Consider the following 25,260-nt stretch of genomic DNA (forward strand, 5'->3'; position numbering starts at 1 on the left):
CCATATTTTTCAAACGACTATGCTAGTTCATTCGAATTTCTGAATGCCCCACTCAATTAGGGCTGCAATCGCAGCTATTGCTAAAATAATCAATATTGGAGTAAAGAAAAAAGGTAAAAACAAATAGCCTAAATATAAGAATGCAGAACACCAAATCCCCATACACCAAAAGCAAGTAAGCAACTCACCAAACCATCGCTTAACACCACTTTCTGGTAAAACTATATAATGTTGTGTTATTCCATTTGTCTCTACCTCTTCTGTTGAATAAAAAGGTCGTCTCAGAAACTCAGTGATAGAATCAAAAACAATAAGCCTAGTTAGTCTGAAAGACGCAAGAGCTAGAATGAACAGATCTAAAATATGAAGCAGCAAATCGACCTCTCCTCCATCTCGTTATTCACCCATACCAGTTTTCTTTATCCTATGAATATCCCACTTCCCATGTACCTCATTTACTGAAAAAAGTTATAGGAAGCTGTAATGGAACACTTTCCTTTCTGTTTCATAACCTATAGAGAAAAAAAGATAAGGAGAGGAATTATATGTACGAATATCAAAACGAAGTTACTTACTCTACAAACGACCGTATTCCACCTTCAGTACAATTTATTCCACCTACTGTAATAAGTAGGTATGTAAACCAATGGATTACGACTTCAATCGCTAATTATGGGCAAGTCGTTGCTTATGTGTTGGACTACAATGACCGCACTGGTATGGTTTCCATGTTTATCTACGCACCCCCAAGATATCGACAGCAATATATTCAAGTTCACCACAGCGACCTAGTTGGAATTAGTCCTTATTTTGGCCCTACCCCTCCAAGACCTGAACAACCAAGACCACCACGTCCACCATATCCTGGATTCCCTAGTTTCCCTGGATATCCTAGTTATCCTGGATTCCCTGGTCAACCTGGATTTCCTGGGTACCCTGGACACGGCGGAGGCGGTTTTTGGCCATGGATGTGGCACACAGCTTCTGGTTTACTTTTCAACCCACAAAGATAGACACTAAATCAGTTTGCTTTATTAAATGAAAACACGGGAGTACGATATTTTGGTCTTGGCTTAACTATCTTTCTTTTTTGAGGTTCAGCGCTCGACTTATCACTAGGTTGAGCGTCTGAGTCTTTTGTAGGCATTGATATAGGGGCAAAATCAGTCTCTTCGTCTCCTACCTTCATTTCTTTTTCTTTAAGCAAATTCTGACGAATCGGATCATTTGCTAAAAAATCGTTAAGCATTTTTGTGAGCTTTTCGAATTCTTCTTCACTAATTATTCCACCCACATACATCATTGATAGTAAAGTATATGAAAATGCACTCATATCAACGTAAACCGTTACATCTGAATTTCCACTATAATTAATTTTTGCAGTTGATGCCATATGAACCTCCATTCAACGTTAGAATCTATGTTATTTCATAGATTTACTTATTTCGTGTGATTTTTTTGGTTAGAGAGTATCGAAATTTTTCGATACTCTCTACCATCTTTCTTAATAGAAATCGTCCTCTTGCTCTTGAACTTGGAGTTGTACTTGATCTTGGTCTTGGTCTTGGAAAGCATCTGCTAATGCTTTAGCTGCTGCTTTTGTAAATGCCGATGCCTCGACAAATACATACGAGTTTCCGCTCTTTACAACATTTGCTGATACTGCATCTGTTGCACGGCGAACTGGGCGTTGATATTTACTCATTTATTCCACCTCCTCCCTCGCACAAGATACAATATACTATGAACTTAAAGATTATCGAACACGGCAGATCGTCTGATAAGAGGACACAATTTCCTATTTTATAGAATTTTGATTCTTAGATTTCTTTTATTCTTCTTCGTTATCATAGTCTTCTTTAGAAGATTCAAAGAACATTTCAATTTCAATATCTTCGTCATCTTCTAGAGCATCTATAAACTCTTTCATCGCTTTGCTTGCATCAGAATCTGTATTTACAACGATATGACCGCTTCCGCTTTTTTTTACATAATAGGTTCTACGTTTAATTCTTTCTTTTTCCAATTAATACCCTCCCTACTCTATTCCTTTGCCTATTACAGAAACTATACATATTATTTTCCTACCTAATTCTTTCTTATTAGTAATAAAAATCGTTTCAACCCTTCTTTTAAAGAAAAATAAGGCTTCCAGTTTGGTAAAATCTCTTCTCCTTGCCAGGGAATCATAATTTCCCCTTCCCGGTAATTAATACCGCCCCAATGTATGAGTAATTTAAAGGCACTGATTTCCTCAAATAGCTGAACAATTTGTTTCAACTTCAGTGGTCGATTGCTCCTTACTTGGAATTTCTCAAATACTGAAAGATTACGTTCCTCTAAGAGACGATTTCCTGCAATCACATAGGCGTTAATCACATCATCTATATAAAGTAAATCTAACAGTTGCTCCCCAGGAGACATTTTTAACTCGGTTTGATTTATCGCTGCTTTATACAACAAGTTCATTAACTTCGGTCTAGGGTCGTCTGGTCCATAATTGTCAAATAGAGTTAATGAAACAACCTTCAAATTGGCAAAAGTCGTATAGTAACGTAATATATCTTCAAATGCCTGCTTGGTTGCAGCATATAAACTATTTGGCAAATAAACTTCTTGTTGATAATGCTGTGAAAAAGAACTCGTATTCACTAAATTTGTTACTTTATTTTTAGTCATAGCTTCTACTAAATGAGTTCCAAGTAGGATATTACTTTTTATTAATCCTTCTATTTCACTAGGTTCATACGTTAGTTTGGCATAAGCGGCTAAATGAAAGACGATATCAGGACGTACTGAGCTTATTGCATTCTCAATAGATTGATAGGTTCCATCGTAGCAATGAACGGAAATATGTTTCTCCACTTCATGAAGCATTGAAAGCGATGACAACGGACGAGTGAGTATATGAACCTCATGACCCTCTGTAACTAGCCGTTTCGTAAGCTGGGAGCCAATGTATCCAGTGGCTCCCGTAAGAAAAACAACCTTTTTATTATCACTAAGCATGTAGATTCACCCTTTGTTCAAAATCTCTCATATACTTGTTAATTTGCGATATTGATACCTGTCTCATATCGTTATTTTGTTTGTATTCTTCTGTCCATATATGAATTTGCTTTAGGGCCTCATCTAAATTCCAAACCGGACTCCACTCAAGTTGAGTTTTCGCCTTTGAACAATCTAACATTAAAAGATTTGCTTCTTGAAAGGAAGCATTAGTTGCTTTAAGATTTATACTCGAGTTAAATAGTCGTAACAGCTTTTGTACGACCTTTTCTACAGTCTGGCAATCAGAAAAGTCTGGTCCAAAATTCCAAGCATCTGCATACTTGCTTCCTTGTTTATAAAGTTTTTCCGCTAAAATTAAATAACCACAAAGCGGCTCTAGCACATGTTGCCAAGGTCTAATGGCTAACGGATTTCTTAATTGTAAATGTTGCCCCTTTAAAATGGCATCAAGGCATTGTGGAATAAGTCGGTCTGGAGACCAGTCACCGCCACCAATTACATTACCTGCTCTTGCTGTCGCTATACCAACATTTGGAAAGGTCGTTGTGAAAAAGGAATCACGATAAGATGCAGTAACTAACTCAGAACATGCCTTGCTAGATGAATAAGGGTCTTTTCCTCCAAGAGGTTCATTTTCTCGATAACCCCAGTACCATTCTTTATTCACATAACATTTATCAGTCGTTACATTCAAAACAGCTCTTATGTTCGCTCCCTTTTGTAAATTTCTTCTTACCGCTTCTAACACATTCACTGTACCTAACACATTTGTTTCAAATGTCTCAACTGGATGCTTATAAGACTCTCCCACGTAAGGTTGCGCCGCCAAATGAAAGACTATATCTGGATTAATCTCATTTATTATTTTTTCTAGATTTTCTCTATCGATAATATTGCCTATACGAGAATCCATCATGTGCTTTAGGTTACAAATGTCAAACATAGAAGGAGTCGTTTGTGGTAATAAAGCATAACCTGTAACTTCTGCTCCTAGTTTTGTAAGCCACAAACTAAGCCAGGAACCTTTAAAACCCGTATGCCCTGTTATAAAGACTTTCTTTCCCTTCCAGAACTTTGAATCTAGCATTGGCTTCACCACTTCTTCCATGGCGCATTTCCGCTATTCCAAATTTTTTCTAATTGGTTTCGATCATTTAACGTATCCATTGGTTTCCAAAATCCAGTGTGTTTATAGGCAAGCAGTTCACCTTGTTGAGACAGGACTGGTAATACATCCGTTTCAAATACTGATTCATCGTCCTCTATATAATCAAACACTTTAGGTTCTAGTACAAAGAAACCACCATTCACCCATGAACCATCACCAGTTGGTTTTTCAATAAAATGATCCACTTTTTGATCTTTTGTGATGTCCAATGCTCCAAACCTTCCTGAAGGCTGAACGGCTGTTAGTGTTGCAAGCTTTTGATGTTTTTTATGGTGTTTAACTAACTCAGGTATATTGACATCAGAGACTCCATCTCCATATGTTGCTAAAAAAGGCTCGTTTTGAACAAATGGTTTAATCCGACCAATTCTTCCTCCTGTCATCGAATGGTCTCCTGTATCTACTAGAGTAACCTTCCATGATTCAACATCAGCTTGATGAATGGTCATTTGAGACTTACTTTCCGTATATTCAAAGGTCACATCTGCTCGATGAAGTAAATAAGAAGCAAAATAATCTTTAATGACATGAGCTTTATACCCTAAGCAAATGATAAACTCGTTAAACCCATACGAAGAATAGATTTTCATAATGTGCCACAATATCGGTTTCCCACCAATTTCAACCATTGGCTTTGGCTTTGTTTGGGTTTCTTCACTAATTCTAGTTCCATATCCACCAGCTAAAATTACTACTTTCATGGTTTAACCTCCCTTTACTTATCTATCTTTAACCATATGGATTTTTGGTTGAATTTGATTGGATGAAGTAACCATTCCTAGTAAAATTGGTGATTGTCCCCATGTCACTTTGTATATTTTCATCATATAGTGGAGAGAAGCGGAGATGGATTTACCTAAAATTTGGTTATAGGAGGAGTTAATTTGAAAAAAGAGGTGAAGACTATAGCGCAACCAAACATATGCGTTATGGTAAGTAAAGATTATATTTTACAAATACTTGCCCTTTACAATTCGCTGTGTAAACATACACCAAAGTTTACTTTATGGATTTGCTGTATGGATAAAAGGTCGATGCTGTTTTTAAAGAAAATAAACTTAAAAAATGTAATTTATATTCCGGTTGAAGCAATAGAAACCAAAGAGTTACGGTCCGTGAAGAAAAAACGGAAAGTCAATGAATATTGTTGGACACTAAAAGCCCCATTGCTCGAATATGTGATGGAAAAATATCATTTGGATTCTTTGCTTTATTGCGACGGAGATATGTATTTTTTTGATGATGCACAAAAAATACTAGATGATTGGAGCAATGGCTCTGTCTATTTATGTACCCAAAGAGATATGGATTGGGTTGAAGAGAAATACGGAAAATATCAAGCTGGCCTCATTGGATTTAAGAATAACGAAGAAGGACGAAAAGCATTACAGTGGTGGAAAGAAAGATGTATAGAATGGTGCTATGCAGACCCGGACGATTCAAGATTTGGAGATCAAAAATATTTAGATGAGATTCCAAATCGTACAGAAGGCGTAACAATCTCAAACCACTTAGGTGTCGATGCGGCTCCATGGAATACGATCTATAATAATGATTTCAAAATCACTCAAAAAGAAGGGCATGTATGTATTGAGAATGAGAGATTAATAGCCTATCATTTTGCATGTTTGGATATCTTCTCTAATACAGAATTTGATTTATGGTCACTTGATACGTTACAAATTCCAGCTCCTATTAAAAATCTTATATATATCCCTTATTTAAACGAACTCCGCACCATTTTAAAGGAATTAATAAAGCTAGGATTCCAACCTCAGACTTTATATAGTAAGAAGAGAAAAGAAACAGCGAAAACGTATTATAAATATACAGCGTTTAAACGAGAAATGGACCAATATGAAGACTTTTATTGTTTTACTACGATTATGAGTAATGAAACCCTAATAAAAGGATTAGCGCTTTATAAATCAATTAAAAAGCATACGAATGCTTTTCATTTATGGATTTGTTGTATGGACCAGCTTACCTTTCAAACCTTAACAAAACTTAAACTAGAGAATACAACACTTATCAAAGTAGAACGAATTGAAAAAAACTTATATAAAACATTAAAGAAAAGTCGTTCGTTAAAGGAATGCTGCTGGACGATGAAAGCCCCATTATGCCAGCATATTCTCGACCGATATAAAGAGGTTAATAAAATTATCTATTGTGATGCTGATATGTATTTCTTTTCACATCCAAAGCCTATACTTGAGCAATGGTCTACAGCATCGTTTTTCCTTATAAAACAACGAAGTACAAAACAAATTGAAGCGGCACATGGTATGTACCAAGCAGGGCTTGTAGGTTTTAAACAAGAAGAAAATAGTCGAAAAATGCTTCAGTGGTGGAAGCAAAAATGCCTAAACTGGTGCTTTGACAAATTCAATGATAAATATAGAAGATGGGGTGACCAAAAATACTTTAATCGAATTGCCGACTATCATGAGAATATTACAATTTTCTCACATAAAGGCATAAACGCGGCCCCATGGAATGTTGTAATGAATAATGAACCCGTTTCTAAGAAAGAGAATAGCGTTTTTGTATCGAATAGTCCATTGGTCTGCTTTCATTTTGGCAGTCTTCTTTTAATAAATGAAACTAAATTTGATTTATGGAAATTAGAAAAACTAACATTTAGGAAACCTGTACTTGAGCTTATTTATCAACCATACCTTTATACTTTAAAACTAGTATGTCATGAAATAAAAACAAAGTGCGAACACAAAAATATCCAACCATTTCTTGTCAGTCTTCCCTCAGACTATTCGTGTGTAAATGAATATGAATTATCTTAAAACATGCAATTCTCTAATTGAGGGTGCGACAAAAGGTTGTTTTTAGGGGACACTGAAAAAGTCAAACCAACTTTTCAAATGCCTTTAATTATAATGGCAATGGCTTCACTCGTTGTCCGCCTGCTACGAGAAGACCACTCGTAACAGGCTTTAAAAAAATTCAACGGTTACGCACATTGCTAAGAGGGCACTGAAAAAGTTAAAAACCTAACTTTTTCAGCGCCCTCTGTTTTTAACCTTTTGTCCCACCCTCTATACTAGTTCTTCTTCCTACCCTGGATGGGCTGTCCCATAGAATGGAACAGCCCTTCTTGCAATTACTCATTTACAGGACCAAAGAATCCGTCTTCTTCCTGTTGTTGGAACTGGAATTGCGCTTGGTCTTGTTCTTGGAATGCATCAGCTAATGCTTTAGCTGCTGCTTTTGTAAATGCAGAAGCCTCTACAAACACATATGAGTTTCCACTTTTTACAACGTTCGCTGATACGCCATCTGCTGCCGGACGTCGTACTGGACGATGAATAGGTCGTTTATTGTTATTCATATCTTTTTCACCTCCTTTTAGAGGATACTTTATACTATGAGGTTGATAGAATAATAGCACGGCACTGTTACTAGATGAATCGCACATTTACACTAGAGTTGTATTCACATACCGACTACCACATGAAGCGGCTGTCCAACTTTTGACTTATGGGTAATAGCCCACTTTTATGAAAAAAAGACCAATAAAAAGACTATTGGCCCAAAAATCATTCATGTCGTTACTTAATACCTGAACTAAAATGTCCCTTAAACGGAATTTGAATTGTATCTTTTTTTATTTCTGATGCTGTTACTTTCCACGTGTGTTCAGATTCATCTCTTCGAATGACAGCAAAATGTTTTTTGTTGGTAGAGTAGACCTTATAGCCTTTTTGGATGACATCATTTATAAAAAAATAATCCTCTGCATACGTTCGGTCTCGAAAGTTTACTTGTTTCCACACATCTTTTTTGAAAAACAAAGTTGCTCCAGCAACCTTATCTGTATAACCTTCACCTTCCCAATTCAAGCAGTGGAGGGCATTCTCATTTTGGAAGTAAATATAAAAAACACTTTTTCCAACGATCGCTATTCTCTCATCTCTTTTCATTGCCTCAAATGCCTGGGTTAAATAGCGTGCTCCATAATAGTCGTCATCATCAAATTTTGCAATATACTTATTTTTAGCCTTTTTTATTGCATAATTTAAACAATATCCAAGTGATTTTGCTTCATCTACTCGGTAAACTTTCACATTCTTATTTTGTTTCGCTCGTTTCTCCCAAAGTTTCCTATCCATATCATTTTTATTTAAAATGATAATAAGCTCTTTCTCTTTCCAATCTTGTCGGTCAAAGTTCTCAAAGATATTATTAATACAACTGTCTCTTACTGTACTCGTAATTACCGAAATCAAATCGTTTTACCCTCCTAACTTAAAAAGTTTTTGCTCAAACAAATGTATAAAATGGTTATATTTTTCTCTTTCTTTAATTTGTAGAAGGTCTTGTTTAATCTCTTCTTGTTTTTCTTTCGTAATTCCAGCCTCTCTTAAGACGATATTCCTATCTTTCTTCTCTATGAGTAGCTTAGGTATCACTGTAATTATCTGTGTAAATGCTCCTTTAACAGCTTTGTGTTCATTTGGATGGTTCTCACATAACCTTTCATACTGGGTTAAGACATTATTAATATCATGTAAGTCTATTAATTCAATGAGTTCAAGACCTAATACCAAAACATTTACATCTGGATGTTTTTTTGTAAACAAATAATAATTAAATATAGCTTCGTCTCTTTTACTTTCTCCAATAGGGTGTTCTTGATGGTAAGAGTAACCTCTTGGGTTAACAATAAAGGTGGCACCAGCTTTATAGAACCGATAACCTAATTCCCAATCCTCATACCCATACAAAACAAATTCTTCATCTAGCAACCCAACTTCCTTAAAAAAGTCTCTCTTAACAGAAACGTTTCCTGTCAAAAAACCCATCCATGGAAATTTAAAACTAGTTAATCCTTCACCGTATTTCCATACAATTTGGTTTGCATAATACCGATCCTTTAAGGACATTACATTATACTTTTGTGTTAAAATATCTTCTTTAGCAACTAAGCTAAACCATTTTTTTCGCTTGGTATATTCGTTTGATTCAAATTCTGTAAATCTTTGTTCGAACACTGGGTCTGCCTTAGCTAATTCCTTTACTGTTCCAAGTTGGTCTGTTGAGAACTGAGGATAGATTACGGTATACGAATTTCTAAGGTGAAACCCACCTGTTACTATAGCCCTGTCATGCTTCATATGTTCTTCAACATGACTTTTGATAAAATCAGGTGGAACAATCATCTCTGCATCAATTAAAACTATGATTTTCCCCTTAGACAATTTAATTCCAGTATTCCTAGCTTTTGCTCTACCTAAGTTTTTGAAACAACGAACATATCGAAAAGGATATGGTACCTTTAATTTACTTATTACCTTAAACGTTTCATCACTGGAAGCATCATCAACAAAAACAACTTCAAGCTTTTTCAAGTCTATAGTTTGTGATTCTAAAGAATATAAGGATAATAGGTTTAACGGATATTTGTTAAATGATGGAATGATTAAAGATACCTCAATAGTATCTTTTTCTTGTATCCAGAGTTTATTTACAATTTGTTGATATTTTTTAGGTTTATGTCTATGAAATCTCATCTATTTCCTCCCATATAGTCAGCTTAGTAGCATTCTATTATCAAAGTGAGTAGATTGTTCATTTAACGAGAGGAATCAGGCAATAAATGAAGCGATAACCTAGTAATCACTTTCAATACCTTTGATTATGGCGAGGATAGCCATATTATTGAGTCATCGCAAAATAAGTAGGCTGTTCAAATTGAACAGCCTACTTGAATAATTTTCCTTTAGTAAGGACCTTCTTCTTCTTGGAATTGGAATTGTGCTTGGAATTGGTCTTGGTCTTGGAATGCATCTGCTAATGCTTTTGCTGCTGCCTTTGAAAAGGCTGATGCTTCTACAAAAACGTATGAGTTACCACTTTTAACAACGTTTGCTGATACACCATCTGCTGCCGGACGTCGTACTGGACGATGAACTGGGCGTTTATGATTATTCATATCTTTTTCACCTCCTTTCACAGAGGATACTTTATCCTATGAAGTTGTACTTTCGTAATCAACGGCACTATGCCTGAATCATACACACATTTCTCTTTGTTCTAGTAACCATCCTCTTCTTGAAAATACAACTGCTCTTGGTTGTGCTGTTCTTCGAATGCATTAGCAAAAACTCTTGCTGCTCTGATGCATGAATTATTATATTAAATTAAATAGGTATAGCACATCCTCATCAAATACAAAAAAAAGAGAGAGAACTATAAAGTTCCACTCTCTATATAATTTATCTTTTACCTTACGACAAAGATAAGATATTATATCCACAGTCTACGTGAATCATTTCTCCTGTAATTCCTCTTGATAAGTCACTCATTAAGAACAGCGCCGTGTCTCCTACTTCTTCCTGCGTCGTTGTTCTACGAAGTGGTGCACGTTCTTCGATTTCCTTTAATACATCGTTGAAACCTGAGATCCCTTTTGCAGCTAACGTACGGATTGGTCCAGCTGAAATCGAGTTTACTCGAATTCCGTCTTTTCCTAAATCGTTGGCTAAATATTTTACACTTGCATCTAAAGAAGCTTTGGCTACACCCATAACATTATAGTTTCGAACGACACGTTCTCCACCTAAATACGTTAACGTAACAATGCTTCCACCCTCGCTCATAACTGGTCTAGCTGCTTTAGCCACTGCCGTTAATGAATACGCGCTAATGTTATGTGCTAACATAAATCCATCTCTTGTTGTGTTTAAATATTCTCCTTCTAGCTCGTCCTTATTTGCAAAAGCAATACAGTGAGCTAGTCCATGAATGACACCAACCTGCTCTTTAATTTGAGCAAATGTGTTCGCAATGTCTTCATCATTCGTTACATCACATGGTAACACGATCGAATCATCGCGCTCTAACGTATCGGCTAAATCACGAACATTCTTCTCAAGTCGTTCTCCTGCATATGTAAAAATTAATCTTGCACCTGCTTTGGATAAAGATTGAGCAATTCCCCAGGCGATACTTCTTTTATTCGCAACTCCCATAACAACATATGTACGATCTTGTAATGATAAACTCATTTTTATTCCCTCCAACAATAATTGTAGGCTGTTCTTATTACTTGGTACCAAATTAGTATATCATGATTCCATGAAGCTGTGTAGTCCTTTCTGTCAGACTATCCTTTCTTTGTTCGTATGTTTCTCAACTCATATTCACACTCTTCACATTCATAAATAATATTTTGATTTGATTGAGCCGTAAAAAGATTGGTCACTGGCTTTTTTGAGTTACAATTAGGGCAAACAACTACTGGTTCCATTAATTATCCCTCCATCTTATATATAACATTATTTCAGAATGCTGTTTTTCAGGTTATCAACAGCCTTCTTTTATTTCTATTTTCTATTCTATCCTTTTTAAAGGTAAAACATTGATCGTTTAAATTAGTCTTCATATTGATTAAAAGGAAGATAGGTTCTTGGGACAGCTGTTCCACGTGATCCTCTTGAATCGACCTGCTCACTTTCAGGAGGATAGATCATAATAAAGCTCTCCGTTGCCGATTTGGATAACTCTCTTGGTATTCTTTCAAGCTGTGGATGCCATGCAACTGTTCCTCGCCGTGCACTGATGACGACGACAAGATCATCGTTTTTCAACATACTTAGGCTTTCCCTCATTAACTCGTTCCAACTATTTGATTGTGTGAAATTTACTTTGACATCTGGTTTTAACTTTGAAAAAGTCTCCTCATACTTATCGGTGTCATCATGAATGACTATCGCTTCAACCGTTGCCCCTACTTCAACGGCAATTGTTTTTATTTTTCGTAACGCTTCATAATATCCCGCTTTATGGTTTAGACCTGGTGGAATGACAACGACTATCCGCTTCATGATATTAAGTGGATATCCGATTCTAGACACTAACACCATCTCATTTGTTCGTTCTAGTAACTGGTCTAAGATGCCACCAAAAATACGCTGAGGCGTTGATAACTTACCATTCCACCCAATAACTATCGTTGAAATTCTAGTTTCTTCAATGGCACGGACAACACCTGATGCAATATTCTCATCTACCCTTGTTAAAAGTTGAATGGGAATCTGAGCTCCTGCTGCATAGGTAACGGCATGACCTAGCATTTTCTCTGCTTCTGCTACTTTCGCATCCGACCCACCATTTCCTTTACGAACAACAGTTAACGGAAATAACGGCTCTTGGCTTTTGCCACGTAATACAAATGCTAAATCTAATAGCGACTCTAATGTCTTAGGATTGGCTAAAGGGATTAATATTCGTTCTTCTTGGTCATTTGGTTCATACGGTTTTTGTTCTTCAATCACTGCAATTTTACGACTATACTTTTCAACCATATAAGGGCCAACTATACAAGTGACCAAAATCATAACGATAACGGCATTGACTGTCGCCTCATCAAATAATCCAAGTTCAAAACCGACAAGTGTAGCGGCTAACGTTGCAACCGCCTGTGGAATCGATAAGCCAAACATTAGTTTAATTTCTTCCTTAGAATAGCGAAAGAATTTCCCACTCATCCAGGCAGCGGTATACTTTCCAAGCTGCACAAGCAAGACGATACCTGCAGCCATGATCCATGCGGAAGGCTGTTCAATTAAGACTCTAATATCCATTAACATTCCAACAGATAACAGGAAAAACGGGATAAATAAAGCATTCCCAAGGAATTTTATCCGATTCATTAAGGGGCTATGTTCTACAATAAATCGATTTAAAGCCAATCCTGCTAAAAACCCACCAATGATTGGCTCAAGACCAGCAACAATTGCAAAATACGCAGTAACAAACAGTACAGTCATCACAAAAATGAAATCAACAGACCCATCGCTACTCACATTTCGAAAAAACCATTTCGCAAGTTTGGGCACAATGAGAAGGACTGCAACGACATAAATGGCGATAACAAGAAACATCTGTATCCAAAAACTAGGGGTTAGTTCTCCCTGAAGTGATGCTGCAATGACGGCTAGGAATAATAACGCCGATGTATCCGTCATAATTGTTCCGCCAACCGTCGTTGTTACAGCTTTATTTTTTGCAATTCCAAGACGACTTGCAATCGGATAAGCTAATAATGTATGAGACCCTAATACTGACCCTAACAATAGGGAAGCCGCTATCGAGTAACCAAGCATTAATCCAAAAAAGGTTCCTAACAAGCAAGGAATCGAAAAAGATAGCGACCCAAAGATAATACTTCGACGACGATATTTTCGAAATCCCTCTAAGTCAATCTCCAATCCAGCAATAAAAATAATATATAATAGTCCCACAGTCCCTAAAAGGATAATCGTTGGATCTCGCTCCAATAACCCTATCCCATTTGGGCCAATAATGACTCCAGATAAAATCAGACCTATAATACCAGGAAGTTTGAGTCGAACCATTATAATAGGTGCCAAAAGAAACACGACCATCGCTATAGCAAATATTAATACGGGGTTTGTTATTGGTTGTTCAATCATTCGTTGGCACCTCCTCTTTTGGTTATAGACAAGAAATGCCTATACCGTAAAAACTATGCACTATTGCTAGTCCTTATCCATATCGAAACGTAAAAATAGAAAAGAATGTATATTATATCATTATCGGAAAAAAATTGAAATTAATAAGATTCTTTGATTATGCTTAACAGGTATATAAAGATTTATGAATACAACACTTGGCACAATCAAAATATATTAGAATAGGAGGGAGCTTTATTGACACAAGTATTCGATGTTATAGGAGATATCCACGGGTGTTTTTCTGAATTTAAACAACTAACGTTAGAATTAGGATATGAATGGGCGACTGGTATTCCGATCCATCCACGTGGTCGCATGTTAGCTTTTGTAGGAGATTTAACTGACCGTGGACCTGACTCAGTTTCTGTGATAAAAACCGTTTGTCAGCTTGTTTCAGAAGACAAAGCATATTACGTTCCGGGTAATCATTGTGATAAGCTTTATCGTTACTTTTTAGGGAGAAAGGTCCAAACTACTCATGGCTTGGAAACAACTGTTGCAGAATTAAAAACCTTATCTAAAAGTGAATGGAAAGAGATAAAGGATGCATTTATTAAACTATACGAGTCCTCACCACTTTATCAAACCTTAGATCATGATAGGTTAGTTATTGCTCATGCAGGCATTCGTGAGGATTATATTGGGAGACATGATAAGCGGGTCAAAACGTTTGTACTCTATGGAGATATTACCGGAAAGAACAATGCTGATGGGACACCTGAAAGAAGAGACTGGGCGTTGCATTATAAAGGGGATAGATGGATTATATATGGTCATACTCCTGTAAAGGAAGTGCGCTTTCTTCATAAAACTGCTAATATAGATACTGGATGTGTATTTGGCGGAAAACTGAGTGCACTCCGTTACCCGGAAATGGAACTGAAATCTGTTCCCTCAACAATGCCTTTTGTTGAAGAAAAGTTTCGTTCGTTTCCCGATAATACTTAATATAGCAGGTGAATGATGAAACATATAAGTCGAATATTGTTAGTAGTATGCTTCTCGGTTCTTTTTGGTTGTGGACCTCAAGTTCAAATTGAAGGAAATGAATCCGAAAGCAATCTTATCATTGATGAAAAGCGTGATCTTTTAGCTATTTATGCATTGGTCGAAAATACAAGTACAATACCATCTGGTTCTCTTTATGCAAAGTTTGAACTTCATCATGAGAAATTAATCTCCTTTTTCGGACAAGATGCTTTAATATTCCAAGACCAAAGTGGAGACCCTTTTATGTTTAAAGTAGGAGCAAACAATGGATATTTCATTTCACAAATGTTTGATTTTACTGAGACGATTCCAGAGGAAGAGTTTGTCGGTGCAATTGAAGTTGTTATTTATACTGATAAAGATGAAGTGGTCGAGCAATTTCCAATTACCAATGTTGAAAAAGTAGAGCAATGAATCTTAACGGTTCATTGCTCTTTTGATATCCTCGGGAATAGGTGCAGTGAGAAGGATTTCTTTATGTAAAAAAGGATGATAGAAAGACATCCTTTTACTATGTAGAGCTTGACGTGAAATCTCCTCTACACTTCCACCATATAAATCATCTCCTAGTAAAGGATGACCCTTATAAGAAAGATGTACACGAATCTGATGGGTTCTGCCAGTTTCTAATTGAATCTCAACCATTGTTCTATCTTCTAATTGTTCAAGTATTTTAACGTGTGTGATGGCTTGCTGTCCATCTTCTCGAACCTCTCGCTCAATGATACTTCCTTCTTTTCTGCCAATAGGCGCATCAATTGTAAAATCCAACTGATTGAGTTGCCCATGAACAACCGCAACATACGTCCTTTTAACAAGACCTTTCTTCTGTTCCTTCGTTAGTAGGTCATGGACATACCGATGCTTTGCTACTAAGAGGATACCTGATGTATCTTTATCTAGTCGATTCACTGCATGAAAGGTAGATTGGATCCCTTTTGTTTCATAATAACCGATAATGGCATTTGCTAGCGTACCTGTTGGATGCTCTCTTGAAGGTATCGTGGCCATGCCAGGTGCTTTGTTGATAACAATAAAATGCTCGTCCTCATATATTATAACAAAGGGGAGATGTTCCGAAACGAGACTTGGACTTTTTTGTTCTGGTGGGAAAATCACTGTAATGACGTCTTCTGTTTGAACTACTGTTCTTACAGTTGTCTCTTGCCCATTTACAAGAATCTGACCACCGTTAAACTTTACTGCTGCTAATGCCACTTTTGAAATCATCTTCTCTTTACGTAAGAACTCTCGCAACAGCATCCCATTTTCTTTTGCACTAACCGTCCATTCAATTTTGACTGACATTCTATTCTCCTACAAACGATTCCTTCACTCGCTTCCAAAAAGGAAACGGTCTAAACCGTGCAAATCGTATCTTCTCTTCTGCTACTCGACACTGAATCGTTTTTACTTGCTTATGAACAAGAGATAAATGGTCAATGGTTATTCTCATATCAACATCATTTAATGGTTTCAACAAACAAGTGTGGTGTTGAGGTAGGACAAGCGGAGAGCCCACTGTCCTATACACGCGATTATTTATAGAAGCCATCTCCGAGATTTGGATTGATGCAAGCGATGGATGAAGGATTGCTCCACCTAGGGCTTTATTGTAAGCTGTACTACCTGAAGGAGTGGATATACAAAGACCATCTCCACGGAACGTTTCAAATGTGTCGCCTTTTATTTCAACATTACAGACGAGTGACCCCTCTAATGTTTTGACCGTACATTCATTAAGTGCCAAAAAACGTTCTGGGGATTCATCATCATAGTGTCGAACAATGACTTCTAGTAAAGGATATTCAACAATTTGATAGGGTGTCTTAGAAATGTGGATGACAAGCTTTTCGACTTCTTCAGGCTTCCAATCTGCATAAAATCCTAAGTGACCTGTATGGATACCGACAAATGCAGTTGTTTCTAAACAATGCTTATAGTGATGGAAAGCATGAAGTAATGTCCCATCTCCCCCTACAGTAATAACAATATCAGGTTGGTCTTTATCGTAAGTTAAGCCAAATTCATTTAAGTATTTCTTTATTTTATCGCAGAGCGAATTTGAAACCTCGTCACCTCTAGACGTTACTGCATACTTCATCACTATCAATTCCTTTTCTATGCGTTAATGTTGTTGCTCCTGAGACCTTATGATAATTTGTTGGGCCTCTCTTACTTCACCACGTATTTGTGACATTTCCTCATCTAACTTAAACGCTGCTTCAGCGGCTCGTTGTAACCGATGTTTGACATCAACTGGAATTTCGCCTTTATATTTATAATTTAATGAATGTTCAATGGTTGCCCAGAAATTCATCGCTAGTGTACGTATTTGTAATTCGACGAGAATCATTTTTCGTCCCGTAATTGTCTCTACGGGGTAGCGAAGTACCATATGATACGATCGATAGCCACTTTCTTTTTTTTCGATGATATAATCGCGTTCTTCCACAATCACAAAATCAGTTCTCGTTCGAATAAGGGCGACCACGGTAGAAATATCTTCAACAAATTGAGTGACAATACGTACCCCAGCTAAATCCTGCATCTCACTTTCTAAGCAATCCAACGGAATATTTTTTCGTTTCGCTTTATCTAGTATACTCGAAACTGGTTTTACTCTACCCGTAACAAATTCAATCGGAGTATGTTTAGAGGATTTCTGATATTGCTCACGAATTCCTTTTAATTTAATTTTCAGTTCTTCCACTGCTTGTTTGTACGGGGTTAAAAAACTATCCCAATTACTCAAGAAACCACATCCATTCACTATCTTTTTTCTAATCGGATATAGCTATATCTTGCCAGACTGACGTCAATTACTTGGTAAACGTATTTGCAACAGCCGTTACGAATTCATCGCCATAATTACTGTTATTATCAATATTTTCAAGTAAGTAAGTGAGTTCAGCATGCACATTTCTACATTCGATTTGAAAGTCATTACAGTTTATGAAAACAGGAGTTAGTTGTTCATGCGCTTCCTTAAGTTCCGCCCACCACTTTTGCGATATTCTTATGTATATATATCTATCCTCTTCTTCTAAAATATAGATAAATGCAAGATTGTCTGAATCAACAAGCATTCGTTCACCCGCTTGTAATTCTTCTTTTTTGCCTTCCGGATAGGCAACATTAATTTGTAATACACCATTATTAAACATCACTTTATTACTTTCTAGTACTAGCATATCTGTTAGTTCCTCCTACGGTTCCACTTTCTTACGATAAGTTTATCATAATTCAGGGTAAAACAAGAACTAATCCGGTGTGAACTAAAAAATGTGATGTGCCTTTTCAAATATCGTTTTGTTATGTGATAATATAAGCGAACTGAAAGTCGATAGTAATGGAGGGCACTGAAAAAGTTCGGTTTTTAACTTTTTACAGTGACTTCTAGAAATGGGGTTTCTGATATGGCCAAAGAAATAGAAATAGAAGCGAAGAATATCGTGACGAGTGATGAATTTTATCGTGTTGTAAGTGCATTTCAAATAAAAGATGAGGCATTTGCCGTTCAAACAAATCATTACTTTGACACAGCAGACTTTAAGTTAAAGGAAAAAAAAGCAGCGATGCGTATCCGTGAAAAAGCGGATCAACTTACATTAACAATAAAACAACCACATACAATTGGTAAACTTGAAACTCACCAAAGCTTGGTCGTTGATGACATGAACCACATGGTTAAAACAGGTGTTCCACCAAAAGGGGAAATCGCAGAGCAACTACAGCACTTGGATGTTGAAGGTCCTTTTTCGCTAATTGGTTCATTAACAACCGCAAGAGCTGAGCTTAATTATAAAAATGGGATACTTGTATTTGATAAAAGTACCTACCTGGGTATTGAAGATTTTGAACTTGAATACGAGGGCGAAACAGAGGAACTGGTTCAGTCAAATTTCTTAGCTCTCCTTCAGGAATTTAATATACCAGTAAGAAAAACGGCTAATAAAATTGCACGCTTCTTCGAGGCGAAACAAAGAATGACAAACTAACAAAAAACTCCATTGTTATCGTCTAGGTCTATACGATATAATAAACTAGATGACATGAGAGCAAGGGAGTGAACATATTGAATATCTCAATGCTTCAACAACTTTCACAGTTTAATCTTGTACAAAATAATCCTTTTGGAAAAGCTAGCCATTCTTCTTCACCATTTCAGTCTTTCTTTTCTGATTTTATATCTGAAGAAATGGGAAAGGTTAACTTAAATCATCCAGCATTAGTAAATCGGAACACAAGTTTATTTTTACATCCTACTGACCAACTTCAGTTGGAGCACGTGTTGCCTGTGAATACAGCAACTAAAGCTCAAAAAAGCTCTAGTGTTCCATCGAATAAATATGATGACTTAATTCAAGCTGCCGCGTCAAGATATGGTGTCGACCCTAAACTAATCTATGCTGTAATCAAGCACGAGTCTAACTTTAATCCAAATGCAAAGAGTCATGCTGGTGCTGCCGGATTAATGCAATTAATGCCCGGAACTGCACGCTTTCTTAATGTAACAAATGTGTACGATCCAGAACAAAACATTAACGGTGGGACAAGATATTTAAAACAAATGCTTGATAAATATAAAGGAAATACTAGATTAGCGTTAGCCGCCTATAACGCAGGACCAGGAAACGTTGATAAGTTTGGTGGAATCCCACCATTTAGAGAAACAATGAACTACGTACCAAAAGTAATGCAAACATTTATGTCAGTTTAAAAAAGGACCGCTATCGGTCCTTTTTTAATTTTCACTGAGCGAAGCCACTGCCTTCTTTTAAATAGTGCATTAATAAGTGTACTTCTTATTAATGCACGCGCAGTGTGCTGAGCCAGTGACATCTTGAAATACCCTGTTCTTCTAGATTTTTTCTTGGTTTTACTCATCCTGTGTCCATTTATTTCCTTTTCCCAAGTGAACTTCCCTCATGTAGAATAAATGTCTTATCATAGGAATACACTTTCTCTTCTATATCAAGACCTTCTTTTATGTATTCTGAAACGATTTGTTCTCCCAATTCAGGAGTCACTCCCTTAAACCAAGTTCCTTCAGGATATAAAATAACAACGCAAGCATCCTCGCATCGCCCATTGCATCTCGTTCTTGTTGTATGCACTTGTACGTCCATATCATGCGCTGAAATCGTTTCTCGAATAGACTGTGTCACTTCCTCCCCACCTTTATTCATACAACTTCCACCGTTACATATTAAAATATGGTGACTTGTATTTTGAAGGTCCCAAGTAGCCATTCTTCTCCCCCTCATCCGTAAATCGTAATCATTCTTATTTAAGAATAGTACATTTATAAGAATTATGCAATAATAACCAGAGTCAGATAATTTGCTCATTGTTGTATTGGTTGCTAAAATAAAACTAACACTAAATCATACTACCTTTATATGAGTCTTTTGAAGGAGATTTTTTTATGAAAGAACTTGAAACACCTTATGATGCTATTGGTGGATATGAGTTTCTAGATAAACTTGTTGACACTTTTTATAAAAATGTACAAGATGAACCTATCCTTGCTCCGTTATTTCCAAATGATTTAACGGAAACCGCAAGAAAACAAAAACAGTTTTTAACGCAGTTTCTTGGTGGCCCTACGTTATATTCCGATGAACACGGTCATCCGATGTTACGTGCCAGACACATGCCTTTTACCATCACACCAAAACATGCAGAGGCTTGGCTAACATGCATGAGGAAGGCGATGGATGAGGTTAAATTTACTGGTGAACTAAGAGAACAAATCTATGCAAGACTTACATTTACTGCACATCATATGGTGAATCACCCTAATGACCCACAATCGGAAGGAGGATAACCATTGTCTTCTAATGAACCAAAACAAACATGCGATAGTAACCAAGGCTGGTGTGGTCCAAAAGAGGACGCCCCTCGAAAAACGATATCAAACAAGCCAATTGAAATGTATACGTTTATCGATCCTCTCTGTCCTGAGTGTTGGGCATTTGAGCCTATTGTTAAAAAGCTTCAAGCTGAGTATGGAAGCTATTTGACGATTCGTTATTTTGTTGCGAATAAGTTAGAGGCTTGGAATTATGCTCAAGCTAAATATAAGGGAGTTAGCTCCTTAGAAAATTTAGCTAAAATATGGGAGAAAACAGCGGGACGAACGGGGATGAGTTGCGATGGTGACCTTTGGTTAGAGGATCCTGTCTGTTCTCCATATACTGCGTCATTAGCTATTAAAGCTGCAGAAATGCAAGGAAAACAAGCAGGCGCAAGATTTTTACGAAAGCTCCGTGAGTACCTATTTCTTAACAAAAAGAATGTCTCTAAAGAAGAAGTTCTATTAGAATGCGCAAACGATGCCGGTCTTGATGTAACTGAATTTTCTGATGATTTACACTCAGAAGGAGCCATTAAGGCGTTACTTTGTGATATGAAAACGACAAAAGAACTAGAAATAGATTACTCCCCTAGCTTTGTTTTTTTTAATGATAGGGTAGAGGACGACGGCTTAAAGGTAGTAGGCATCTATCCTTATGAAGTGTACGTTCATATCATTAGAGAAACACTTGGGTACTTGCCTGAAAAAGACCCACTCGTTCCACTTGAAGACTTTTTAGCACGATATAAATTTGTAGCTACAAAAGAAGTATCTGTTGTCTACGATATCAGTGTCGAAGAAGCAGAACGTCGATTACGAAGATTATTGCTTGAACAAAAAGTAGAACGTATCCCAGTTAAGTATGGTACATTTTGGCGATATGTAGAAAAAGAATAGTTTAGACAAAACGCCTTTGAGAACTAGCTAAAACATCTGCACTGGCTTCACTCGCCACAAAGCCGGTTGTGAGAAACCCACTCACAACCGGCTTTAAAAAGATAGTGGCGGTTTCGCTCATTGCTTAGAGGGTGGGACAAAAGGTTAAAAACAACCTTTTGTCTCACCCGTTTTCACCCTCCTTCGGTAACGGTTCTTCCTGTTCCGTTACCGCCCCACTCGTTTTCTCTCCCCTACGGTAACGGTTCTCGTTACACTTTCTCTTTTTAGATCTTTTATCGTCTCTTCTCAACTTTCTAATCACTTCTTTTCATTTTTTGAGGTTTGCTTTCATACAATGTAGTACAAGTATGTACCGAATGAGGTGATTTTGGTGGCACAACGTATTTTTTTAATTGCGGGTATTGTATTTTGTATCATAGTCTATTATTACTTCATACTTGCACTAATGAACCTATTTCCAATGTTAATCGCAGGTCCTCTTTTATTTTTATCCATCCTTGTCGTCATGCTTATTATAAATAATCGAAAAAAATTTCGTGGCTTCCGCTAATGTAGAAAGCCCTCTTAGGTCAAAGTACGACCTAAGAGGGCTTTCTCTTATTCTTCTAGCAGTTTTTCCATTTCGTTTAAGGTTTTTTCAAAAACGGCGCATGCTTCTTTGATAGGATTGGCTGATGTCATGTCGACTCCAGCTTTTTTTAGGACTTCGATTGGATAATCGGAACTTCCCGCTTTGAGGAAGTCGATATACCTTTTCACAGCAGGTTCGCCTTCTTCTACGATTTGTTTTGATAACGCCGTTGCTGCACTGTACCCTGTTGCATATTGGTACACATAAAAATTATAGTAAAAATGAGGTATTCGCGCCCATTCTAAGCCAATTTCTTCATCAATGACTAACTCTGTTCCAAAATATTTTTTGTTTAAATCATAATACATTTCAGTGAGGCTATCTGCCGTTAGCGCTTCACCCGCTGCTGATTTTTCATGGATTAGATGTTCAAACTCAGCAAACATCGTTTGTCTAAACACCGTTCCACGGAAGCCTTCTAAGAAGTGGTTCAACAAATACAACTTTTTCTGTTTATCTTCTGTAATCTCTAGCAGGTGATTGTTTAATAACGCTTCATTTAGCGTAGAAGCAACTTCCGCCACAAAGATAGTATAATCGCCGTAAGGATATGGCTGAGTTTCTCTTGTATAATAGCTATGAAGTGAGTGACCAAATTCATGTGTCAGGGTAAAAAGGTTATTGACGTTGTTTTGCCAGTTCATGAGGATATAAGGCATTGTTCCATATGCTCCAGATGAATAAGCCCCACTTCGCTTCCCGACATTTTCTTCAACATCGACCCATCTTTTTTCAAATCCTTCTTTCAACAAAGAGACATATTCTTCTCCTAAAGGAGCAGCTCCATCAATAACAAGTTTCTTCGCTTCCTCATAGGTAACTTCCATTTTTACATCTTTTACAAGAGGCGTATATAAGTCATAAATATGAAGCTCATCAAGACCCAGTACCTTCTTCCGCAACTTAATATAGCGATGAAGTAATGGTAAATGCTCGTTAATAGTAGACACTAATTGGTCATAAACGACTTCAGGAATGTCATTGTCACTTAATGCAGCTTGCCTTGCTGACTCATAATTTCTAGTGTTCGCATAAAACAAATTACGTTTCACTTGCCCACTTAGCGTACTCGCAAATGTATTTTTAAAGTTTCCGTATGTTTCATATACGGCTTTAAAGGCATCCTCTCTCACACGTCGATCACTTGATTCAAGGAATGAGATAAAACGACCTTGTGTTACTTCCACCTCGTCTCCATTTTCATCTGTAATCACTGGAAACTTCAAGTCTGCATTATTTAACATTCCAAACGTATGACTTGGTGCACTTGTTGCTTCACTTGCCTGAGCCAATAGGGCTTCTTCTTTTTCTGATAACACATGGGCTCTCTTTTTGTTGAGTTGGTCGAAATAATGAGTGTAAAGCTGCAGTTCTTGATGTTCTGAAGAAAATGTTTCGATTGTATCTTGCGGGATATTTAGAATTTCAGGAGTGATAAATGAAATCGCCTGTCCTACTTGTGCAGCAAGTGAAGCTGCTCGGTCATTCAATCCTTGGTAAAACCCATTTGTTGTGTCTTGGTCATTACGCATGTGCGCATATGTATATAATTTCCCAAGCTTTTTAGTGATTTCATCCGATTGTTGTAACCCATCAAATAGAACTTGAGCTGAACTTCCAAGTTTCCCTTGGAACTCCTTCATTTTAGGTAGGAGCAGTTTTATTTCAGTGAACTCCTCTTCCCATGTAAAGTCTGTCTCGTAAATTGCTTCTAAATTCCACGTTTTTTCAACCGGTATTTCATTTCGTTTTGGTAAGCTTTTTGCTGTTGCCAAACCATGCACCTCCATGTAGTGTAACTATCTTTATTAATATACGTTCGAGGTCCACTCATTCATTCCTTTATTTCTTTTCAATTTTTATGTTTTGTGATTGGATATACGGATAAAACTGCCTATGAAAAAAAGCTTCGTCAAGTTCTATTGCATCAGACACAGAAAGAGGAATACGATACGGAGTTTTAATGATATACGTAGCATTATTTATCTTTTCTAACACATGTATGCTACTTAAAAAATCAAGATAGGCATACAGTGAATACACATAGCCTTCAGATTGCAAATCACGAATGTGAAAGAGATTTTTATCGATGGCATCAGAAAAGGCCGTTTGTAAGAATCGAAATAGAATAGGTTGGTCTTGAGGTAAAGAGAACATTTTTAGGAGAGTCCATGTTTGCCAGATGTGCATTGGGGTTTCAATAAAATAGCTATAAGGAGTAGGCCATCCAGCTTCAATTGGAAACAGTGAGGGGTACATCGAATGGTGATAGCAAAGCACTTGAAAGAATTTCTGGATAGAACTTTGAAAAGGAAAGGTGGAGTATCGCCAGTTTTTTTTAACCGTTACCCAATACCTAAAAAGTCGATCTTCTCTCTCATTATCAATTACGGGACGGAGGATGTCTGTAAAGCTATATTTCTGTAATGGTTTAATAAGGATGGAAGATAGGGCTTTTTGAGATGAGATGGGAAGTAAATTAAGAGCACTGTAAAAGTTTTCGGATGAAGAACAATAATACGTTAACATAGGAAATAAAAATGAGGGGAGTTTTGAAAAAGTACAGAGCCATTCAAATGAATGGATCGTATATTCATAGGTACCTTTTCGCTTAATTCGATTTCCACCAACAATCCAAAACGGAAGGATATTTTTCTTACGGAATGAACTTGTTCGTTTCTTATGGATGGATTCGTGTATAGGCGAGCATTGGTATTCTAATGCAATTTGTCGCCCTTGATACGAGAATAAGAGGTCGGGCCGTTGCTGAATAGAAGGTAAATAAGGTTCTAACGTTGGTTGATAGCCTTGAGCTGTGAGCCATCTATATAATTGCATCTTCCCCTTTCGATGATACTCTGATTCTGCTTCTGATTCGAAGCTACAGCTTTTTGTGTGTTTGTGTGCAAAGTGCCATTGTTTCTTTGTTCCTAACTTTAATTGCAAATTCTGTTTACAAACCGGGCAATAAAAACCGCTTTTACGTTCAAGTTCAACTAGTTCATTTTTGCTCCAGCTGTCAGCTAATGAGATTGGTTCACCATTTTTTCCAATTGCCGTTAACAACGATACACCTCATTTCATGACTAGATACTGTTCTATTCTACACTTACGTTGTTTTTCCTTTCCAGAGAAAAAGAAAAAGCGATACTCGTCCTACCAATACGTAGTCCAATTCAGAGGGCGCTGAAAAAGT

General features: G+C 37.0%; 30 protein-coding genes. 9 read left to right on the top strand and 21 right to left on the bottom strand.

Features of this window, described 5'->3' with window-relative positions:
• Window positions 1-27 precede the first annotated feature (27 nt).
• Window positions 28-375, bottom strand: a complete 348-nt coding sequence (locus BK585_RS17035) for a DUF1360 domain-containing protein (protein WP_078555131.1) — start codon at window positions 373-375, stop codon at window positions 28-30.
• A gap of 170 nt (window positions 376-545) precedes the next feature.
• Between BK585_RS17035 and BK585_RS17040 the strand changes: the two genes are divergently transcribed.
• Window positions 546-1,013: a hypothetical protein gene (locus tag BK585_RS17040; RefSeq protein WP_078555133.1), complete on the top strand. Its 468-nt coding sequence runs from the start codon at window positions 546-548 to the stop codon at window positions 1,011-1,013.
• An 8-nt stretch (window positions 1,014-1,021) separates the two neighbouring features.
• Here BK585_RS17040 and BK585_RS17045 read toward each other — a convergent pair whose 3' ends face one another.
• The 6 genes from BK585_RS17045 to rfbF form a co-directional block, all read right to left on the bottom strand.
• A complete protein-coding gene (locus BK585_RS17045) occupies window positions 1,022-1,393 on the bottom strand; it encodes a hypothetical protein (protein ID WP_078555135.1) in 372 nt (123 codons plus the stop codon).
• Window positions 1,394-1,504: 111 nt separating this feature from the next.
• Window positions 1,505-1,705 (bottom strand): hypothetical protein, encoded by a 201-nt coding sequence (locus tag BK585_RS17050; RefSeq protein ID WP_078555137.1) that lies wholly within the window; start codon window positions 1,703-1,705, stop codon window positions 1,505-1,507.
• Between the two features lie 126 nt (window positions 1,706-1,831).
• Window positions 1,832-2,026, bottom strand: coding sequence for a hypothetical protein (locus tag BK585_RS17055; RefSeq protein ID WP_078555139.1), 195 nt, complete (start codon window positions 2,024-2,026; stop codon window positions 1,832-1,834).
• A 62-nt stretch (window positions 2,027-2,088) separates the two neighbouring features.
• The gene (locus tag BK585_RS17060) at window positions 2,089-3,009 is read right to left on the bottom strand and encodes an NAD-dependent epimerase/dehydratase family protein (RefSeq protein WP_078555141.1); all 921 of its coding nucleotides are present in this window, start codon (window positions 3,007-3,009) and stop codon (window positions 2,089-2,091) included.
• On the bottom strand, window positions 3,002-4,099 hold the full coding sequence (rfbG, locus tag BK585_RS17065) for a CDP-glucose 4,6-dehydratase (RefSeq protein ID WP_078556874.1): 1,098 nt from the start codon (window positions 4,097-4,099) through the stop codon (window positions 3,002-3,004). Before rfbG ends, BK585_RS17060 begins: the two co-directional genes overlap by 8 nt.
• A 5-nt stretch (window positions 4,100-4,104) precedes the next feature.
• Window positions 4,105-4,881: a glucose-1-phosphate cytidylyltransferase gene (gene rfbF / locus BK585_RS17070; RefSeq protein ID WP_078555143.1), complete on the bottom strand. Its 777-nt coding sequence runs from the start codon at window positions 4,879-4,881 to the stop codon at window positions 4,105-4,107.
• Window positions 4,882-5,064: 183 nt separating this feature from the next.
• Between rfbF and BK585_RS17075 the strand changes: the two genes are divergently transcribed.
• Window positions 5,065-6,984 carry a putative nucleotide-diphospho-sugar transferase gene (locus BK585_RS17075; protein ID WP_078555145.1) on the top strand — a complete coding sequence of 640 codons (1,920 nt, stop codon included), beginning with the start codon at window positions 5,065-5,067 and terminating at the stop codon, window positions 6,982-6,984.
• A gap of 317 nt (window positions 6,985-7,301) precedes the next feature.
• On the opposite strand, the gene BK585_RS17080 is transcribed toward BK585_RS17075, so the two are convergent.
• The 7 genes from BK585_RS17080 to BK585_RS17105 all read right to left on the bottom strand — a co-directional run bounded on the left by BK585_RS17080 (window position 7,302) and on the right by BK585_RS17105 (window position 13,638).
• Complete coding sequence (locus BK585_RS17080; RefSeq protein ID WP_078555147.1) at window positions 7,302-7,529, bottom strand: hypothetical protein; 228 nt, start codon at window positions 7,527-7,529, stop codon at window positions 7,302-7,304.
• Window positions 7,530-7,749: 220 nt separating this feature from the next.
• Window positions 7,750-8,427 (bottom strand): glycosyltransferase family 2 protein, encoded by a 678-nt coding sequence (locus BK585_RS17085; RefSeq protein ID WP_078555149.1) that lies wholly within the window; start codon window positions 8,425-8,427, stop codon window positions 7,750-7,752.
• A gap of 6 nt (window positions 8,428-8,433) precedes the next feature.
• Window positions 8,434-9,711 (bottom strand): glycosyltransferase family 2 protein, encoded by a 1,278-nt coding sequence (locus BK585_RS17090; RefSeq protein WP_078555151.1) that lies wholly within the window; start codon window positions 9,709-9,711, stop codon window positions 8,434-8,436.
• Window positions 9,712-9,920: 209 nt separating this feature from the next.
• Window positions 9,921-10,133, bottom strand: a complete 213-nt coding sequence (locus BK585_RS17095; protein ID WP_078555152.1) for a hypothetical protein — start codon at window positions 10,131-10,133, stop codon at window positions 9,921-9,923.
• A gap of 295 nt (window positions 10,134-10,428) precedes the next feature.
• The gene (gene fabI / locus BK585_RS17100; protein ID WP_078555153.1) at window positions 10,429-11,208 is read right to left on the bottom strand and encodes an enoyl-ACP reductase FabI; all 780 of its coding nucleotides are present in this window, start codon (window positions 11,206-11,208) and stop codon (window positions 10,429-10,431) included.
• Window positions 11,209-11,306: 98 nt separating this feature from the next.
• Window positions 11,307-11,450, bottom strand: a complete 144-nt coding sequence (locus tag BK585_RS24150) for a hypothetical protein (protein WP_170885630.1) — start codon at window positions 11,448-11,450, stop codon at window positions 11,307-11,309.
• A gap of 124 nt (window positions 11,451-11,574) precedes the next feature.
• Window positions 11,575-13,638: a cation:proton antiporter domain-containing protein gene (locus BK585_RS17105; RefSeq protein WP_078555154.1), complete on the bottom strand. Its 2,064-nt coding sequence runs from the start codon at window positions 13,636-13,638 to the stop codon at window positions 11,575-11,577.
• A 237-nt stretch (window positions 13,639-13,875) separates the two neighbouring features.
• Between BK585_RS17105 and prpE the strand changes: the two genes are divergently transcribed.
• Both prpE and BK585_RS17115 read left to right on the top strand, forming a co-directional pair.
• Window positions 13,876-14,628: a bis(5'-nucleosyl)-tetraphosphatase PrpE gene (gene prpE / locus BK585_RS17110; RefSeq protein ID WP_078555155.1), complete on the top strand. Its 753-nt coding sequence runs from the start codon at window positions 13,876-13,878 to the stop codon at window positions 14,626-14,628.
• 15 nt (window positions 14,629-14,643) lie between these two features.
• Window positions 14,644-15,084: a hypothetical protein gene (locus BK585_RS17115; RefSeq protein WP_078555156.1), complete on the top strand. Its 441-nt coding sequence runs from the start codon at window positions 14,644-14,646 to the stop codon at window positions 15,082-15,084.
• A gap of 3 nt (window positions 15,085-15,087) precedes the next feature.
• Here the strand turns inward: BK585_RS17115 and BK585_RS17120 are convergent, their stop codons facing one another.
• From BK585_RS17120 to BK585_RS17135, 4 genes are all read right to left on the bottom strand, one after another.
• Window positions 15,088-15,978, bottom strand: a complete 891-nt coding sequence (locus BK585_RS17120) for an RluA family pseudouridine synthase (RefSeq protein ID WP_078555157.1) — start codon at window positions 15,976-15,978, stop codon at window positions 15,088-15,090.
• A gap of 1 nt (window position 15,979) precedes the next feature.
• Complete coding sequence (locus tag BK585_RS17125) at window positions 15,980-16,774, bottom strand: NAD kinase (RefSeq protein ID WP_078555158.1); 795 nt, start codon at window positions 16,772-16,774, stop codon at window positions 15,980-15,982.
• 24 nt (window positions 16,775-16,798) lie between these two features.
• Entirely contained in the window at window positions 16,799-17,425 is a 627-nt protein-coding gene (gene yjbM / locus BK585_RS17130) for a GTP diphosphokinase (RefSeq protein WP_078555159.1), read from the bottom strand.
• Between the two features lie 67 nt (window positions 17,426-17,492).
• A complete protein-coding gene (locus BK585_RS17135) occupies window positions 17,493-17,864 on the bottom strand; it encodes a UPF0738 family protein (RefSeq protein ID WP_078555160.1) in 372 nt (123 codons plus the stop codon).
• A 225-nt stretch (window positions 17,865-18,089) separates the two neighbouring features.
• On the opposite strand from BK585_RS17135, the gene BK585_RS17140 reads away from it, so the two are divergent.
• Complete coding sequence (locus BK585_RS17140) at window positions 18,090-18,671, top strand: CYTH domain-containing protein (protein ID WP_078555161.1); 582 nt, start codon at window positions 18,090-18,092, stop codon at window positions 18,669-18,671.
• 77 nt (window positions 18,672-18,748) lie between these two features.
• The gene (locus BK585_RS24650; RefSeq protein WP_281248923.1) at window positions 18,749-19,393 is read left to right on the top strand and encodes a lytic transglycosylase domain-containing protein; all 645 of its coding nucleotides are present in this window, start codon (window positions 18,749-18,751) and stop codon (window positions 19,391-19,393) included.
• A 178-nt stretch (window positions 19,394-19,571) separates the two neighbouring features.
• Here BK585_RS24650 and BK585_RS17150 read toward each other — a convergent pair whose 3' ends face one another.
• A complete protein-coding gene (locus BK585_RS17150; RefSeq protein ID WP_078555162.1) occupies window positions 19,572-19,925 on the bottom strand; it encodes a (2Fe-2S) ferredoxin domain-containing protein in 354 nt (117 codons plus the stop codon).
• A 176-nt stretch (window positions 19,926-20,101) separates the two neighbouring features.
• Here BK585_RS17150 and BK585_RS17155 point away from each other — a divergent pair, with 176 nt between their 5' ends.
• The 3 genes from BK585_RS17155 (at window position 20,102) to BK585_RS17165 (ending at window position 21,983) form a co-directional block, all read left to right on the top strand.
• On the top strand, window positions 20,102-20,503 hold the full coding sequence (locus BK585_RS17155) for a globin domain-containing protein (protein WP_078555163.1): 402 nt from the start codon (window positions 20,102-20,104) through the stop codon (window positions 20,501-20,503).
• A gap of 3 nt (window positions 20,504-20,506) precedes the next feature.
• Window positions 20,507-21,430, top strand: coding sequence for a ClpXP adapter SpxH family protein (locus BK585_RS17160; protein WP_078555164.1), 924 nt, complete (start codon window positions 20,507-20,509; stop codon window positions 21,428-21,430).
• Window positions 21,431-21,803: 373 nt separating this feature from the next.
• Window positions 21,804-21,983 carry a hypothetical protein gene (locus BK585_RS17165; protein WP_078555165.1) on the top strand — a complete coding sequence of 60 codons (180 nt, stop codon included), beginning with the start codon at window positions 21,804-21,806 and terminating at the stop codon, window positions 21,981-21,983.
• A 47-nt stretch (window positions 21,984-22,030) separates the two neighbouring features.
• On the opposite strand, the gene pepF is transcribed toward BK585_RS17165, so the two are convergent.
• Both pepF and BK585_RS17175 read right to left on the bottom strand, forming a co-directional pair.
• Window positions 22,031-23,854 carry an oligoendopeptidase F gene (gene pepF / locus BK585_RS17170; RefSeq protein ID WP_078555166.1) on the bottom strand — a complete coding sequence of 608 codons (1,824 nt, stop codon included), beginning with the start codon at window positions 23,852-23,854 and terminating at the stop codon, window positions 22,031-22,033.
• Between the two features lie 52 nt (window positions 23,855-23,906).
• On the bottom strand, window positions 23,907-25,130 hold the full coding sequence (locus BK585_RS17175) for a competence protein CoiA (RefSeq protein WP_078555167.1): 1,224 nt from the start codon (window positions 25,128-25,130) through the stop codon (window positions 23,907-23,909).
• Window positions 25,131-25,260 lie beyond the last annotated feature (130 nt).

It is taken from the genome of Bacillus alkalicellulosilyticus (assembly GCF_002019795.1).
Taxonomy (GTDB): domain Bacteria; phylum Bacillota; class Bacilli; order Bacillales; family Bacillaceae_F; genus Bacillus_AO; species Bacillus_AO alkalicellulosilyticum.